Here is a 14,832-nt window from a genome sequence, read left to right on the forward strand (position 1 = left end):
GGACGGGGGCGGGGGAGTCGCCCGGGGTGCGCGCGTCACCTTCGCTCCCCTCGCGGCCGGGCGGAGAGGCGCCCGGCTGGTGTGCGGCCTCGTCGGCGGAGGGGGAGTCGGAGGGGTCGTGTGCGTCCTCGTCGGCGCCGCCGTCGGGAGGGTCCCGCGCACGTCACCCCGGTGCCGTCGCCGCTCACCCCGCACTCCTCCGCTGGCTGGTTCTCGTCCTGGCCGTCGGTGTGTGGGAGTTGGCCACCCGCGCTCGCGGCAGCGTCTACTTCCCGCCCCCGGACCGCATCGCGCGCCACGTGCACGAGCTGTGGTTCGACGGGCCCGCCCGGCACCTGTTCCTCAGCGCGGCCGCCGTGGACGACATCCTCCCCAGCCTCGGCCGGATGACCGCCGGGTTCGCGCTGGCGGCCGTCGCCGGGATCGTGCTCGGAGTCGCGGTGGGCCGGTCCCGGCGGGCGTACGCGCTGGCGAACCCCGTCCTCCAGTTCGCCCGGGCCGTCCCGCCTCCCGCCCTGGTCCCCGTCTTCGTCGTGGTCTTCGCCTTCGGCACCCCGATGCAGATCGCCTCGATCACCTTCAGCGCCGTCTGGCCGGTGCTCGTCAACACCGCGGCCGGCGTCCGCAACACCGATCCGCTGCGCCTCGACGTCGCCGCGGTCCTGCGTCTGAACACCGCCGAACGCCTGTGGTTCCTCGTCCTGCCCTCCGCACTGCCCCGCATCTTCGCCGGCCTGCGCCTGAGCCTTTCGCTGTCCCTGATCCTCATGGTGTTCTCGGAACTGCTGCCGGGCACCGCGAACGGCATCGGCTTCACACTCACCGAGGCCCAGACCCGCTCGGACCTGCTCACCGTATGGGCGGCCCTGGTCCTGCTCGGCGCCCTCGGCTATCTGCTCAACACCGGCCTGCTGGCGGTCGAGAAGCGGCTGACCGGCAGGGAGAGGGCCACATGAGCCGCAGCAGCCACCAGAGGCACGCGCCCCGGACGCGGGAACAGGGAACCGACCGCATGCTCCACCTCTCCTCCGTCGGCCAGCACTACGGCGGCCACCAGGTCCTTCACGACATCACCCTCACCGTCCCCGCCGGTCAACTTCTCTGTGTCGTCGGCCCGTCCGGCTGCGGCAAGTCCACACTGCTGCGGACGATCGCCGGGCTCCTCCCCGTCCGCGAGGGCACGATCACCATCGACGGCGCCCCGGTCGCCGGCGTCCCCGACCGCCTCGCCGTCGTCTTCCAGGACTACGGCCGCTCCCTCTTCCCGTGGCTCACGGTCCGCGACAACGTCGCCCTGCCCCTGCGCCGCCGCGGCCTCGCCCGCGCCGAACGGCGTGCCGAGGCCGACCGCATCCTCGACCGCGTCGGCCTGTCCGGTGCCGCCCGCCGCCACCCCTGGCAGCTGTCCGGCGGCATGCAGCAGCGCGTCGCCATCGCCCGTGCCCTCGTCTGCCGCCCCACCCTCCTCCTCATGGACGAGCCCTTCGGCTCCCTCGATGCCCAGACCCGCGAGGACCTGGAGGACCTGCTGCTGGAGGTCCACCGCACCGACGGCACGACCATCGTGTTCGTCACCCACGACATCGACGAGAGCGTCTACGTCGGCGACCGTGTCGTCGTCCTCTCCCCGGGCCCCGGCTCCCGGATCGTCCTGGATCTGCCGGTCCGGCTCCCCGGCGAACGCGACCAGATCGCCACCCGGGGACTGCCGGAGTTCGTCGCACTGCGGGCGGAAGTCGGGCGGGCGGTCCGCCAACAGGGCGCGCGGGACAACGGCAGGGAAGGCCAGGACCGCTGAACTCCTCCCGCCCCTCCCAACGCCGCAACGCGCGCCGGGAGCTCCCGAGTTCGATCCGGATTCACGCGATGGTGTGATCATGTGTGCCCCGGCGGATGGCCGCGGAGAGCCCTGGGTAGGGCCCGGCACATGACGCAGCAGCCCTTCGAACTCCCGCACTTCTACATGCCGTACCCCGCGCGACTGAACCCGCACGTCGACGAGGCCCGCGCCCACTCGACCGTGTGGGCACGCGAGATGGGCATGCTGGAGGGGTCCGGGATCTGGGAGCAGTCCGACCTCGACGCCCACGACTACGGCCTGCTCTGCGCCTACACACACCCCGACTGCGACGGCCCCGCCCTGTCGCTCATCACCGACTGGTACGTGTGGGTGTTCTTCTTCGACGACCACTTCCTGGAGACCTTCAAGCGCACGCAGGACCGCGCCGGCGGCAAGGCCTATCTCGACCGGCTGCCCCTGTTCATGCCGATGGACCTGTCGACCCCGATGCCCGAGCCGCAGAACCCGGTCGAGGCGGGCCTCGCCGACCTGTGGACGCGGACCGTGCCGTCGATGTCCGCCGACTGGCGCCGCCGTTTCGCCGTAGCCACCGAACATCTGCTCAACGAGTCCCTGTGGGAGCTCTCGAACATCAACGAGGGAAGGATCGCCAACCCCGTCGAGTACATCGAGATGCGCCGCAAGGTCGGCGGCGCCCCCTGGTCGGCCGGCCTCGTGGAGTACGCGACCGCCGAAGTGCCCGCGGCCGTCGCCGGGTCACGCCCCCTGCGCGTGCTGATGGAGACCTTCTCCGACGCCGTCCACCTGCGCAACGACCTGTTCTCCTACCAGCGCGAGGTCGAGGACGAGGGGGAACTCAGCAACGGCGTCCTCGTCCTGGAGACCTTCTTCGGCTGCACCACGCAGGAGGCCGCCGACACCGTCAACGACGTCCTCACCTCCCGCCTCCACCAGTTCGAGCACACCGCCCTCACCGAGGTCCCCGCGCTCGCCCTGGAGCACGGACTGTCGCCGGCCGAGGTGACCGCCGTCGCCAAGTACACGCAGGGCCTTCAGGACTGGCAGTCCGGCGGCCACGAATGGCACATGCGCTCCAGCCGCTACATGAACGCCCGCGCCGACACCACACCCCCCTGGCAGACCCTGACCGGCCGCGGCACCTCGGCCGCCGACGTCGGCGCCCTGCTCGCCGCGGCCGGCGCGGAGCGGCTGCGGGCCCACACGCACGTACCGTTCCAGAAGGTCGGCCCGTCCCTGCTGCCCGACTTCTACATGCCGTTCCAGGTGGAGCACAGCCCCCACCTGCCCGGCGCCCGCCCCCGTCTCGTCGAGTGGACGCACCGCATGGGCATGCTCCAGGAGGGCGTCTGGGACGAGGACAAGCTCGCCGCGGCCGACCTCCCCCTGTGCGCCGCGGGCATCGACCCGGACGCGAGCCCCGAGGCCCTGGACCTGAGCTCGCACTGGCTGGCCTGGGGCACCTACGGCGACGACTACTACCCGCTCGTCTACGGCGGCCGCCGCGACCTCGCCGCCGCCCGGCTCACCACCCGGCGGCTGTCGGACTGCATGCCCCTCGACGGCGAGCAGACACTCGTCCCCGCCAACGCCATGGAACGCGGTCTGATCGACCTGTGGGCCCGCACCACGGCCCAGATGACCCCCGACCAGCGGCGCACCCTCAAGGACGCCGTGAACGTGATGACCGAGAGCTGGGTCTGGGAGCTGGCCAACCAGATCCAGCACCGCGTCCCCGACCCCGTGGACTACCTGGAGATGCGGCGCGCCACGTTCGGCTCCGACCTCACCATGAGCATGTGCCGCATGGGCCACGGCCCAGCCGTCCCACCGGAGGTCTACCGCAGCGGCCCCGTGCGCTCCCTGGAGAACGCCGCCGTCGACTACGCGTGCCTGCTCAACGACGTCTTCTCGTACCAGAAGGAGATCGAGTACGAGGGCGAGATCCACAACTCGATCCTCGTCGTGCAGAACTTCTTCGGCATCGACTATCCGACCGCGCTGAGTGTCGTCCACGACCTGATCACCCAGCGCATGCAGCAGTTCGAACACGTCGCCGCCCACGAACTGCCCATCGTGTACGACGACTTCGGGCTCTCGGAGGAGGCACGCGAGGTCATGCGCGGCTATGTGACCGACCTCCAGCACTGGATGGCCGGCATCCTGCACTGGCACCGCACGGTCGACCGCTACAAGGCCGAACACCTGGCCCGCCGCACCCACGGCTTCCTCCCGGACCGCCCCCCAGCGCTCCCCCTGGCCGGCTGACAGCCGGGTCTCACCCGTGCGGACCGGCGCCCGGACTCCCCTTCGGGGGCGAGACCGACAGCCGGGCCTGCCTCGGCGGGCCGGCAAGGGGGGCTCAGCCGGGCGGTCCGGCGGCCGGGACTTGGCTCGGTACGTCGGCAGTCGGACCCCCGGTCGCCTGGGATGTCTCGACGACCGGGCTCCTCGCCCGCGTGTGGCCGCGCCGGAACGGGGATCGCCCGTCCGCCCGGTGCGACGACCGCAGGGCGGGTGGCCCGACCGGCCGGCCCTTCGGAGCGCTTCGACCCCGACCGTCCGTGTCAGTGCCGCGGGCGGTCCTGGAGCGCCGCGTACAGGCGTCGTGCGCGCTCCGCCTGGACCGGTTCGCCGAGCCGCTCGAAGTCGTCGGCGAGAGCGCTCAGTTCGCCGGTGTCCAGGCTGCTCGGGTCGTCGGACCGGCGCAACAGGCTCTGGTCGAGCTCGATCGCGTCGAACCGGCGTATCAGCGCGACCAGGGCCAGGTCGGTCAGATCCTGGTCCAGCGCCAGATCGGTCCAGGTGCACAGCGGTTCGTCGGCGGGGTCCGTGCCGAAGAAGAGACGGTCGGTGTCCTGGGCCCACCGGCGCAGCTCGGCCGGGTCCGCTCCGGGCCGGGGTATCTCGCTCAGCCCGCACGCCGTGTCGAAGTCCGTCTCCCGCACCTCGTCCAGCAGCGGCAGGTCCTCGGCCCGGCCGTGCAGACCCACCAGCACCGCGGCCAGCCGCAGTTCATCCGTCAGCGACGACCGCGTCTCGTACCGCAGCAGCCGCCGCAGCAGCTCCAGGTCACCTTCACGCCGGTCGAACTGTGCGGCGCGCAGCGCGAGTCGACGCCGTACGGCATCCGCGGCCATCGCCTCCCACACCGCGGTGTCACCCGCGCGCAGGGCCGCGAGATCCCCGCGGCCCGTCGCGAGGACCGGCTCCCACACGGGCGGTGGGGGCGGCCCGATCAGGTCGTAGGCGCCGCCCTCCTCCGCGCCGAGCAGGACGAAGCCGGGCTCCGTGCGTGCCAGGGCGGCGTGCAGCATGCGCACCAGCTCCACCGGTGAGCGCTCGGGAAAGCCCAGGGCGGCACGGAGTTCGGCGCGCTCCGCGTCGAGGGAGATCCCGCACTCCTCGCGGATCTCCCGCTCCACCTCGGCGACGTACGCGAGGATCCCCTCCTCGCCGTCCTGCGGGGACAGCCGGGTGCAGTCGTGCCACCCGGGCAGTCCGATCAGTATCTCCAGCGCCTCGTCGACACCGGAACCGATGATTCCGGCTCCGCCCTCGGAGTCGGCGTACAGCACGGAGCCGTCCCCGCACACGAAGTACGTGCCCCCGGTGTCGTCGCCCGCCACGGCCTCCAGCGGGCCGCCCGAGGCGAGACGGACCGGCTCGACATGGCCGTGCTCGGCGCGGGCGAGGGAAAAGTTGAAGGGGAACTCGGCGAGTGCGGCCAGTCGGGCGTCCTGCCGGAGCAGCCTCAGGGCGTGATCGGTCATGTCACGGAACGTAACAGCCCCCACTGACAACGGGACTTCGCTGTTCCGTATGCCGTTTCACAACTTTCCCGTCCGGAACGGGGCATTCAGGGAACTTCACGGAGGCGTCAGGAGTCTGTCGAGGTACGGGGAACAGTCAACAGAACACACGGGGGTGTTCGGACCTTGACCGAGATCATCGACAGGATCACCGAGAGCGACCAGGGCCCGCGGCAGGGCGAGTCGGCCGCGCCGGGCGAGTTGACGCCGTACGTGGCACCGCTGCCCGTCCCGCCCGTCCTGCGTCCCGCCTCAGGCGACGTGCTGCGGGAGACGGAGATCGCCCTGCGCCCGACCTGGGTGCGCCTGCACCCGCAGTTACCGCCGACCCTGATGTGGGGCTACGACGGCCAGGTGCCGGGCCCGACCATCGAGGTGCGGCGCGGACAGCGCGTCCGCATCGCCTGGACCAACCGCATCCCGAAGGGCAGCGAGTACCCGGTCACCTCCGTCGAGGTGCTGCCGCCGGCCTCGCCCACCCTGCCCGGCCGTGAGGGCGTCGAACCGAACAAGGACGTCGCCGCCCTGCCCGCCTGGTCGGTCACCCATCTGCACGGCGCGCAGACGGGCGGCGGCAACGACGGCTGGGCGGACAACGCCGTCGGCCACGGAGACGCCCAGCTCTCCGAGTACCCGAACGACCACCAGGCGGTGCAGTGGTGGTACCACGACCACGCCATGAACATCACCCGGTGGAACGTGATGGCGGGCCTGTACGGCACCTACCTCGTCCGCGACGACGAGGAGGACGCCCTCCGGCTCCCGTGCGGCGACCGGGAGATCCCGCTGCTGCTCGCCGACCGCAACCTCGACACCGACGAGGACGGCCGGCTCAACGGACGGCTGCTGCACAAGACGCTCATCGTCCAGGAGAAGAACCCGGAGACGGGCAAGCCGGTCACCCTCCCCTTCGCCGGCCCCTACACCACGGTCAACGGCCGCATCTGGCCGTACGCCGACGTCGAGGCGGGCTGGTACCGCTTCCGGCTGGTCAACGCTTCCAACGCGCGCATCTACGACCTCGTGCTCCTCGACGAGGACGACACTCCGGTGCCGGGGATCGTCCACCAGATCGGCAGCGACGGCGGGCTGCTGCCGCGGCCGGTGCCGATCGACTTCGACGGCGCGCTGCCCACCCTGACCGCGGCCCCCGCCGAGCGTTTCGACCTGCTCGTCGACTTCCGCGCCCTCGCGGGCCGCACGCTCCGCCTGGTCAACAAGGGTCCGAACCAGCCTGCGGGCGTGCCCGACCCGGCGGGCGGCGTGCGCTACCCGGCGGTCATGGAGTTCCGGGTCCGGGAGGACTGCGAGCCGGACACCTTCGAGCTGCCCGAGGTGCTCTCCGGCTCCTTCCGCCGGTACACGCACGACATCCCGCACGGCCACCGTCTGATCGTCCTCACCCCACCCGGCACCAAGGGCTCCGGGGGCCACCCGGAGATCTGGGAGATGACCGAGGTCGCCGACGCCGGCGGCATCCAGTTCCCGGCCGACGGGATCATCCAGGTCACCGGCGCGGACGGCACCACCAGGACGTACCGGCGCACGGCAAGGACGTTCAACGACGGCCTGGGCTTCACCATCGCCGAGGGCAGCCACGAGCAGTGGAGCTTCCTCAACCTCGCGCCCATCCAGCACCCGATGCACATCCACCTGGCCGACTTCCAGGCGCTCGGCCGGGACCCGTACGTGGTGACGGGCTTCGACGCGACCGTCGGCGGCACCCGCACCCCGATCACCTTCGACCCGTCCAGGACGATCCCGCTCGCACCCAACGAGCTCGGCTACAAGGACGTCTACCGGGTCCCGGGGAACCAGATGCTGCGCATCATGGGCAAGTTCGACGGGGCGTACGGCCGCTTCATGTACCACTGCCACTTCCTGGAGCACGAGGACATGGGCATGATGCGGCCCTTCGTCGTCCTGCCCCCGGAGGCCCTGAAGTTCGACCACGGCGGGGCGCACGGCGGCCACGGCGAGGGCCACACCGGCTGACCCGCTCCGCGCGGGGCAGGTCACACGGACGGACGTGCCCCGCGCCGAGCGTGCTCACCGCGGCTGTTCCCGCTGCCCCGGGCGGCGGCGGACTTCGCGGACCTGCCCGTTCCGGCCGCTTCCCGTTCCTGACCACCCGTCAGTCTCACTCGTTCGTGGCTCGTCGCGCGCCGGTGCGCCGGGTAGACACCAGCCGGTGGTGATCGAGCCGGAGGCGATCCATGGAACAGACTGCGCTGCGTCCCAAGCCGATGCCCGGTCAGGAGCCCGGCGGGGGCGGGAAGTCCGGGCCGGCCCGGCGCCCGCACGCCGCGCGCCGGCGCGGACGCCGGCTCACGACCCTGCTGTTCGGCCTGTTCGTCGCGGTCGTCCTGGTCCTGGCGGGGGTGGGACTCGGGACCGTCGGAGCCACCGTGATCGGCATGAGCAAACTCGCCGAACTCCGGCGGCAGGCGGCGCCGCACCTGGGCGGCCCGTCCGCCTCGGCGCACCCGGGCCCCGCACTGCCGTCCGCGGCGCCCACCACGGCCCCCGCGCCGGGGCCCGCCGCAGCGACTCTCGGTCTGGAGGCCGTGGACGCGGAGAAAACGGGCGCGCTGGTGGTCGGCGTCCATGTCCCCGGCCCGGGTTTCGCGGCGGGCCTGGTCCGCGGCGACGTACTCCTCGCCTTCGGCCGGACCCGTATCGACACGGCCGACGACCTCGCGCGCGCCGTGGCGCACGCCCGTGCCGGCCGCGAGGTCGTGCTGACGGTCCGCCACCGCGGCGGCGGTTACCAGCAGCTCACGGCCGTACCGGGAGTCGTCGTCTGAGCCCTCGGCCCGTGTTCGTGCTCATGTGACCACCCGGAAGTGCGTGGTCAGCCGCCCCTCGTCCAGCACGTGAAAGGCCAGGCCCACCGGCGCGTCCCGGTCCGCGATCCGCTCGCCCTCCCAGGGCAGCCGCAGCGTCCAGGTCACCCCGGGCCCGACGACCAGGGGCCGCCCGGCGAACACGCTCGCAGCGGGCGTGTGCGCGTGGCCCGTGATCAGGCCGGCGATCCGGGGCCGCCGCTCCAGCAGCGCGGCCAGCCGCCCGGGGTCGTGCAACCGGTAGGAGTCGGGCAGCGGGTGGTGCAGCGCCACCGGCGGGTGATGGAAGGCCAGCAGCGCCGGAAGACTCCCGTCCAGTTCGTCGAGGGTCGCCTCGATCCAGTCGTACGTCTCCTCGTCCAGCGCCCCTTCGTCGCTGCCGGGGATGCTGGAGTCGCACATCAGTACCGCCCCGCCGTCGAAGACGCGCACGGTGTTCACCGGTCGCTCGGACGCCGGCTGCCGCAGCAGGGCCTTGCGGTACGGGGCGCGGCTGTCGTGGTTGCCCGGGCAGGTGAGCACCGGGAACGGCGGGTCGCCCTCGTGCAGGCCCAGGATCCGCGCGGCCTCCTCGTACTCGGCCTCGGCGCCGTGATCCGCGATGTCACCGGTCACCAGCAGGGCGTCCACCTGTCCCGGCAACTGCCACAGCCGGTCGCGCACCCGTTCGGCGCGTTCCGTCGCCCGTGCGGTCCCGTCGAGATGCAGATCGCTGATGTGTGCGAGCACGAGCACGACGTACCCCCCTCGTCTAATGTTTTGCATTGATCCAAGCATTAGAAGCGATGCTCGATCAAGTGGCTCGCGTCGGTCGGCGGCGGAAAACCACTGGTCGGGTCCGGCCGCCGACGGCACGATGAGCCCATGCCGACCACGCTCCTCGCCTTCCTGGGGGCCTGCACCCTCATCGCCGCGTCACCCGGCCCGAGCACCGTGCTGATCATCAAGCAGTCCCTGCACAGCAGGCGCTCCGGCTTCCTGACCGTGCTCGGCAACGAGACCGGCGTGTTCCTCTGGGGCGTCGTCGCCGCGCTCGGCCTGACCGCGCTGCTGACGGCCTCGGAGATCGCCTACGACGTGATGCGGATCGTCGGTGCCGTCGTGCTCGTCGCCTTCGGCGTCCAGGCCCTGCGGCAGGCGCGCCGCGCCAAGGGGGCCACCGACGACGGCACCTGGGAGAGCACCGGCAGGACCGGCTGGGCCGCCTACCGCGTGGGACTGCTGCTCAACCTCGCCAACCCCAAGGCGGCCGTCTTCGCCATGTCCTTCCTGCCGCAGTTCGTGCCCGAAGGCGCCCCCCACCTGCCCACCATGATCGGGCTCGCCGCGCTCTGGGCGGTCTACGAGATCGGCTACTACGGCCTCTACGTGTGGTTCGTCGGCCGGTTGCGGACCGTCCTGTCCCGCGCGGGCGTGCGCCGGAAACTGGAACAGGTCTCCGGGGGCGTCCTGCTGCTCCTCGGCGTCCGCATGGCCCTGGAGAGCTGACGTACGCCCGGCGCCCCGTCCGGTCCGTCGGAAAGACACGTCGACCGGCTCGCGCGCCCCTCGCCGTCCGGGCAGGATGCTGCCCAAAGACCATCACCCGCCCAGGGAGGCCCTGATGACCGGCACCGCAGCGCCCTTCGCCGCCGACGACTACAGGGCGCGCATGGAGCGCGCGGCACGGTCGGCCGCCGAGGCCGGACTCGCCGGACTCCTGGTGGCTCCCGGCCCGGACCTGGTGTGGCTCACCGGCTACGCGCCCACCGCCGCCACGGAACGGCTCACCCTGCTGGTCCTCGCACCGGGACAGGACCCCGTCCTCGTCGTGCCCACCCTGGAGGCCCCGGACGCCGCCAAGGCCGCCGGCGCGAGCGCCCTGACCCTGCGGGACTGGACCGACGGCAAGGACCCCTACGCCGCCACCGCCGCCCTCCTGGACGCCGGCGGCCGCTTCGGCATCAGCGACAACGCCTGGGCCATGCACCTGCTGGGCCTCCAGAAGGCCCTGCCCGGCACCTCGTACGCCTCACTCACCGAGGCCCTGCCGATGCTCCGCGCCGTCAAGGACGCGGCGGAGCTGGAACTGCTGGCGGCCGCGGGAGCGGCCGCCGACGCGGCCTTCGAGGAGATCCGGAAGGTCCGCTTCGGCGGGCGCCGGGAGTCGGAGGTCGCCGCCGACCTCGCCGACCTGCTGCGCCGCTTCGGCCACTCCCAGGTCGACTTCACCATCGTCGCCTCGGGACCGAACGGCGCCAACCCGCACCACGAGGTGGGGGAGCGGGTCATCGGACGCGGCGACATGGTCGTCCTCGACTTCGGCGGCCTCAAGGACGGCTACGGATCCGACACCTCCCGCACGGTCCACGTCGGCGAACCCACCGACGAGGAGCGCCGGGTGCACGACCTCGTGCGCGCGGCGCAGGAGGCGGGCTTCCGGGCGGTACGGCCCGGTGTGCCCTGCCAGGAGGTCGACCGGGCCGCCCGCGCGGTCATCGCCGACGCCGGGTACGGCGAGTACTTCATCCACCGCACCGGGCACGGCATCGGCGTCACCACGCACGAACCGCCGTACATGATCGAGGGCGAGGAACAGCCCCTCGTCCCCGGCATGTGCTTCTCCGTGGAGCCCGGCGTCTATCTGCCGGGCCGTTTCGGGGTACGCATCGAGGACATCGTCACGGTCACCGACAACGGCGGCCGCCGGCTCAACGACACCACCCGCGAGATGGTCATAGTGGACTGACCCGGACCCAGGAGCCCCTCCACCCTTCGAGCGACTACGGCGCGACCATGACCCAGGCACCGACACCCACCGCGGACACGGTCCGCCGGCTGGTCCGTTCCCTGCTCAAGGACAGCTCCCCGGACACGGGCGGGCCCGAGGTCCGGCCCGTCACCGACGGCCGGCACACCACCTGGTGGATCGGCACCCGCCATGTCCTGCGCCTGGCCCCCGACCGCGAAGCCTCCACCCGCAGACGCCGTGAACTGCGGCTGCGCGACCTGGTCCGCCCGCACGTGCCGGTGGCCGTGCCGACCAGCGTGGCGCAGGGGGAGTGGGCGCCCGGACTCGCCTGCACGCTCGACACCTTGGTCCCCGGCGGCTCGGCGGAGGAGCACGACGTGTCCGCCGTCGGCGAGGCCGACCTGGCGGGCCTGCTCACCGGACTGCGCGAGGTACCGGTACGGCAGGCCGAGGCGCTCGGCGTCCCCCGCGTCGCTCCGCGCTCCCTGGAGGCACTGCGCCGCGAGGCCGGCCGGGCCGCCGAACGCCTGCGCGCGGCCGACGAGTTCGACCCGGCCCGCCTCCAGCAGCTCACCTCGCCGGCCGCGGTCCAGCTCGCCGCGCAGCCCGGCAGCGCCGTCCTCGTGCACCACTCCCTGACCGGCGAACACCTCCTGATCAGCGCGGACGGCCGGGTGCGCGGGGTACTCGACTGGACCGACACGGTCGTCGGCGACCCCGCCGAGGACATCGCGGGCCTCGCGCTCGCCGTCGGCTCACCCGCCGCGGTGCGCGCCGCCACCCTCGCCGGATACGGCGCCAGGCCCTGTCTGCGCGGGCTGTGGCTCGCCCGCTGCGACACCGTGATCCGCCTCGCCGCGGGCCTGGACGGACGCGCCGCCGAGCCCCTGCCGCTCCTGCGCACCCGGCTGCGGCGGGCCTGGGAGGCGATCCTCCTGGAACGCGTCACCGAGCTGCGGGACGAGGAGACGGACGACGCGGAGTTGTAGACGTCTCCACCTGCTCTTCTTCGTGCGCGGGAGGAACCTCGTGAGGTCACGCCTGCAACAGCACCACGCACGACTCCCCGGGCACATGCAGCACCCCGTCCGGCCCCGGCGCCTCCACCGGCTCCCAGGCCGCCAGCACACGGGCCTCGCGAGGCCCCAGAGGGATCGCCGCCGGTGACTTGGCGAGGTTCACGGCCACCCGGACGTCCCCGCGGCGGAAGGCGAGCCAGCGCTGGTCCGTGTCGTAGGCGACCCGGGTGTCGGCGAGGTCGGGGTCGGTGAGGTCCGGCTGCTCGTGCCGCAGCGCGAGGAGCCGGCGGTACCAGGCCAGCACCCGCGCGTGCGGCTCGCGTCCGAGCTCGGACCAGTCCAGGCAGGAGCGGTCGCGGGTCGCCGGGTCCTGCGGGTCGGGCACGTCCTCCTCGGCCCAGCCGTGCTCGGCGAACTCCCGCCGCCTGCCCCGGCGTACGGCCTCGGCGAGCTCGGGATCGGTGTGGTCGGTGAAGAACTGCCACGGGGTGCTCGCCGCCCACTCCTCACCCATGAACAGCATGGGCGTGAAGGGCGCGGTCAGCACCAGCGCCGCCGCACAGGCGGCCAGGCCGGGGGAGAGGGACGCCGCCAGCCGGTCGCCCTGGGCGCGGTTGCCGACCTGGTCGTGGGTCTGGGAGTAGCCGAGCAGCCGGTGTGCCGCCGCGCGCGTACGGTCCAGCGGGCGCCCGTGGCTGCGGCCGCGGAAGCTGGAGTAGGTGCCGTCGTGGAAGTAGCCGCCGGTGAGGGTCTTGGCGAGTGAGGCCAGGGGGGCGCGGGCGAAGTCGGCGTAGTAGCCCTGGGACTCGCCGGTCAGCGCGGTGTGCAGGGCGTGGTGGAAGTCGTCGTTCCACTGCGCGTGCAGCCCGAGACCGCCCTCGGCGCGAGGGGTGATGAACCGCGGGTCGTTGAGGTCGGACTCGGCGACGAGGAACAGCGGACGGTCCAGTTCGGCGGCGAGGTCGTCGACAGCGGTCGACAGCTCCTCCAGGAAGTGGCAGGCGCGCGTGTCGACGAGCGCGTGCACCGCGTCCAGGCGCAGTCCGTCGATCCGGTAGTCCCGCAGCCAGGACAGCGCGCTGCCCAGCAGATACGCGCGCACCTCGTCGGAGCCGGGGGCGTCCAGGTTGACCGCGGAGCCCCAGGGCGTGTGGTGCGTGTCCGTGAAGTACGGTCCGAAGGCGGGCAGGTAGTTGCCCGAGGGGCCCAGGTGGTTGTGCACCACGTCCAGGACGACCCCGAGGCCCACCTCGTGCGCCCGGTCGACGAAACGCTTCAGGGCCTCGGGACCGCCGTAGGGCTCGTGCACCGCCCACAGGGAGACGCCCTCGTAACCCCAGCCGTGCCGCCCCGGGAAGGGGCACAAGGGCATCAACTCGACGTGGGTGACGCCGAGTTCGACGAGGTGGCCGAGACGGTCCGCGGCCGCGTCCAGGGTGCCCTCGGGGGTGTAGGTGCCCACGTGCAGCTCGTAGAGGACCGCTCCCGGCAGGGCACGGCCCGTCCACGGAGCGCGCCAGGCGTACCGCTCGTGGTCGACGACGGCGCTGAGTCCGTCCGGGCCGTCGGGCTGCCGCCGCGAGCGCGGGTCGGGCAGCACGGGGCCGTCGTCCAGCGCGAAGCCGTACCGGGTGCCGTCCTCGGCCTCCGCCTCGCCCCACCACCATCCCGAGCGCTCCGGATCACGCTCCAACGCGTGCGTGGCGCCTCCGCAATGGAGCGTCACACGGCCGGCCTGCGGTGCCCACACCTCGAACTGCACGGACGGTTCCCCTTCGTCTGCTCACCGTGATGTAGCCCGTCCATGGTGCTTCAAACGCGATCAATCCGCCTGGGAATCCGCCCCTTTGCGGCGGGTGTCGTCGGATACGCGCGTGAGGCGGCCGTCGTCTCGTTTTCTGGACACCCGGGGTTCACTGCCCGACAATCACCAACGTGACGTCGTCCTTCGAGTTCAACACGTACCCCGCGCGGCTGTCCGACGCGGAGCGCGACAAGGTGCTGAAGGTGCTCCGTGACGGCGTCGCCATGGGCCGGCTGTCGCACGACACGTTCGTGCGCCGCATGGAACTGGCCCTCCTCGCGCGCCGGTCCGACGAACTCGCCGTGCTCACCGCGGACCTGCCCCAGGAGAGCCGCGTCTCCCGACTGGTCTTCGGCACCGTCGAGGCCGTCTCCGGATTCACCGTGAAGCTGCGCAGGGCCTGGCAGGCCGAGCGTCTGCCCAAGCTGCTGCTGCCGCACCCCGGCAGCGGCCACGCGCTGCGCATCGGCCGCGACCCGGCGAACGGCCTGCGGCTGACCCACGAGACCGTCTCCCGCGTCCACGCCGAACTCACCCGTCAGGGCGGCATGTGGGTCCTGCGCGACCTCGGCTCCACGAACGGCACCACGGTCAACGGCCGGCGGGTCATCGGCGCCGCCGTCGTCCGCGAGGGCGACCAGGTCGGGTTCGGCCGGATGGCCTTCCGGCTCGCGGTCAACTGAGCCCAACCTCACCTCTGGCCTGGGCTTTACGTGTGGTCGCGGTGCAAAATCCTTTCCGCCGCACGGTGTTGACGTACCCCCCAACTCGTGACTGACTGTGCGTACACCATGCACACCA

The 14,832-nt window shown here is 72.5% G+C and carries 12 protein-coding genes; 9 read left to right on the forward strand and 3 right to left on the reverse strand.

Features of this window, described 5'->3' with window-relative positions; all coding sequences use genetic code 11:
• Positions 1-26 precede the first annotated feature (26 nt).
• From AOJ26_RS11660 to cyc2, 3 genes are all read left to right on the forward strand, one after another.
• Complete coding sequence (locus tag AOJ26_RS11660) at positions 27-956, forward strand: ABC transporter permease (RefSeq protein ID WP_078959852.1); 930 nt, start codon at positions 27-29, stop codon at positions 954-956.
• A gap of 56 nt (positions 957-1,012) precedes the next feature.
• Positions 1,013-1,798 (forward strand): ABC transporter ATP-binding protein, encoded by a 786-nt coding sequence (locus AOJ26_RS11665; protein ID WP_053848174.1) that lies wholly within the window; start codon positions 1,013-1,015, stop codon positions 1,796-1,798.
• 129 nt (positions 1,799-1,927) lie between these two features.
• Positions 1,928-4,087: a germacradienol/geosmin synthase Cyc2 gene (cyc2, locus tag AOJ26_RS11670; RefSeq protein ID WP_053848175.1), complete on the forward strand. Its 2,160-nt coding sequence runs from the start codon at positions 1,928-1,930 to the stop codon at positions 4,085-4,087.
• A gap of 299 nt (positions 4,088-4,386) precedes the next feature.
• On the opposite strand, the gene AOJ26_RS11675 is transcribed toward cyc2, so the two are convergent.
• Positions 4,387-5,592 (reverse strand): hypothetical protein, encoded by a 1,206-nt coding sequence (locus AOJ26_RS11675; RefSeq protein ID WP_234358532.1) that lies wholly within the window; start codon positions 5,590-5,592, stop codon positions 4,387-4,389.
• A 165-nt stretch (positions 5,593-5,757) separates the two neighbouring features.
• On the opposite strand from AOJ26_RS11675, the gene phsA reads away from it, so the two are divergent.
• Both phsA and AOJ26_RS11685 read left to right on the forward strand, forming a co-directional pair.
• Positions 5,758-7,626, forward strand: coding sequence for an O-aminophenol oxidase PhsA (gene phsA / locus AOJ26_RS11680; RefSeq protein WP_053848176.1), 1,869 nt, complete (start codon positions 5,758-5,760; stop codon positions 7,624-7,626).
• Positions 7,627-7,847: 221 nt separating this feature from the next.
• A complete protein-coding gene (locus AOJ26_RS11685) occupies positions 7,848-8,438 on the forward strand; it encodes a PDZ domain-containing protein (protein WP_053848177.1) in 591 nt (196 codons plus the stop codon).
• 21 nt (positions 8,439-8,459) lie between these two features.
• Here the strand turns inward: AOJ26_RS11685 and AOJ26_RS11690 are convergent, their stop codons facing one another.
• On the reverse strand, positions 8,460-9,212 hold the full coding sequence (locus AOJ26_RS11690) for a metallophosphoesterase (protein WP_107092825.1): 753 nt from the start codon (positions 9,210-9,212) through the stop codon (positions 8,460-8,462).
• Between the two features lie 129 nt (positions 9,213-9,341).
• On the opposite strand from AOJ26_RS11690, the gene AOJ26_RS11695 reads away from it, so the two are divergent.
• The 3 genes from AOJ26_RS11695 (at position 9,342) to AOJ26_RS11705 (ending at position 12,197) form a co-directional block, all read left to right on the forward strand.
• Positions 9,342-9,965: a LysE family translocator gene (locus AOJ26_RS11695; RefSeq protein ID WP_053848179.1), complete on the forward strand. Its 624-nt coding sequence runs from the start codon at positions 9,342-9,344 to the stop codon at positions 9,963-9,965.
• 115 nt (positions 9,966-10,080) lie between these two features.
• Entirely contained in the window at positions 10,081-11,205 is a 1,125-nt protein-coding gene (locus AOJ26_RS11700; protein ID WP_053848180.1) for an aminopeptidase P family protein, read from the forward strand.
• A 47-nt stretch (positions 11,206-11,252) separates the two neighbouring features.
• A complete protein-coding gene (locus AOJ26_RS11705) occupies positions 11,253-12,197 on the forward strand; it encodes an aminoglycoside phosphotransferase family protein (RefSeq protein ID WP_053848181.1) in 945 nt (314 codons plus the stop codon).
• Between the two features lie 46 nt (positions 12,198-12,243).
• Here AOJ26_RS11705 and treZ read toward each other — a convergent pair whose 3' ends face one another.
• Positions 12,244-13,989, reverse strand: coding sequence for a malto-oligosyltrehalose trehalohydrolase (gene treZ, locus AOJ26_RS11710; RefSeq protein ID WP_053848182.1), 1,746 nt, complete (start codon positions 13,987-13,989; stop codon positions 12,244-12,246).
• A 173-nt stretch (positions 13,990-14,162) separates the two neighbouring features.
• Here treZ and AOJ26_RS11715 point away from each other — a divergent pair, with 173 nt between their 5' ends.
• Positions 14,163-14,714 carry a DUF1707 and FHA domain-containing protein gene (locus tag AOJ26_RS11715; protein WP_053848183.1) on the forward strand — a complete coding sequence of 184 codons (552 nt, stop codon included), beginning with the start codon at positions 14,163-14,165 and terminating at the stop codon, positions 14,712-14,714.
• Positions 14,715-14,832: the final 118 nt, after the last annotated feature.

Origin of the sequence: Streptomyces sp. NRRL B-24085, assembly GCF_001282115.1 — a bacterium.
GTDB lineage: Bacteria > Actinomycetota > Actinomycetes > Streptomycetales > Streptomycetaceae > Streptomyces.

Excerpts from the sequence above, each read along its gene's own strand:
- AOJ26_RS11665 (WP_053848174.1), top strand. The coding sequence starts at position 1,013 with ATGCTCCACCTCTCCTCCGTCGGCCAGCACTACGGCGGCCACCAGGTC.
- cyc2 (WP_053848175.1), top strand. The coding sequence starts at position 1,928 with ATGACGCAGCAGCCCTTCGAACTCCCGCACTTCTACATGCCGTACCCC.
- AOJ26_RS11675 (WP_234358532.1), bottom strand. The coding sequence starts at position 5,592 with ATGACCGATCACGCCCTGAGGCTGCTCCGGCAGGACGCCCGACTGGCC.
- AOJ26_RS11685 (WP_053848177.1), top strand. The coding sequence starts at position 7,848 with ATGGAACAGACTGCGCTGCGTCCCAAGCCGATGCCCGGTCAGGAGCCC.
- AOJ26_RS11695 (WP_053848179.1), top strand. The coding sequence starts at position 9,342 with ATGCCGACCACGCTCCTCGCCTTCCTGGGGGCCTGCACCCTCATCGCC.
- AOJ26_RS11700 (WP_053848180.1), top strand. The coding sequence starts at position 10,081 with ATGACCGGCACCGCAGCGCCCTTCGCCGCCGACGACTACAGGGCGCGC.
- AOJ26_RS11705 (WP_053848181.1), top strand. The coding sequence starts at position 11,253 with ATGACCCAGGCACCGACACCCACCGCGGACACGGTCCGCCGGCTGGTC.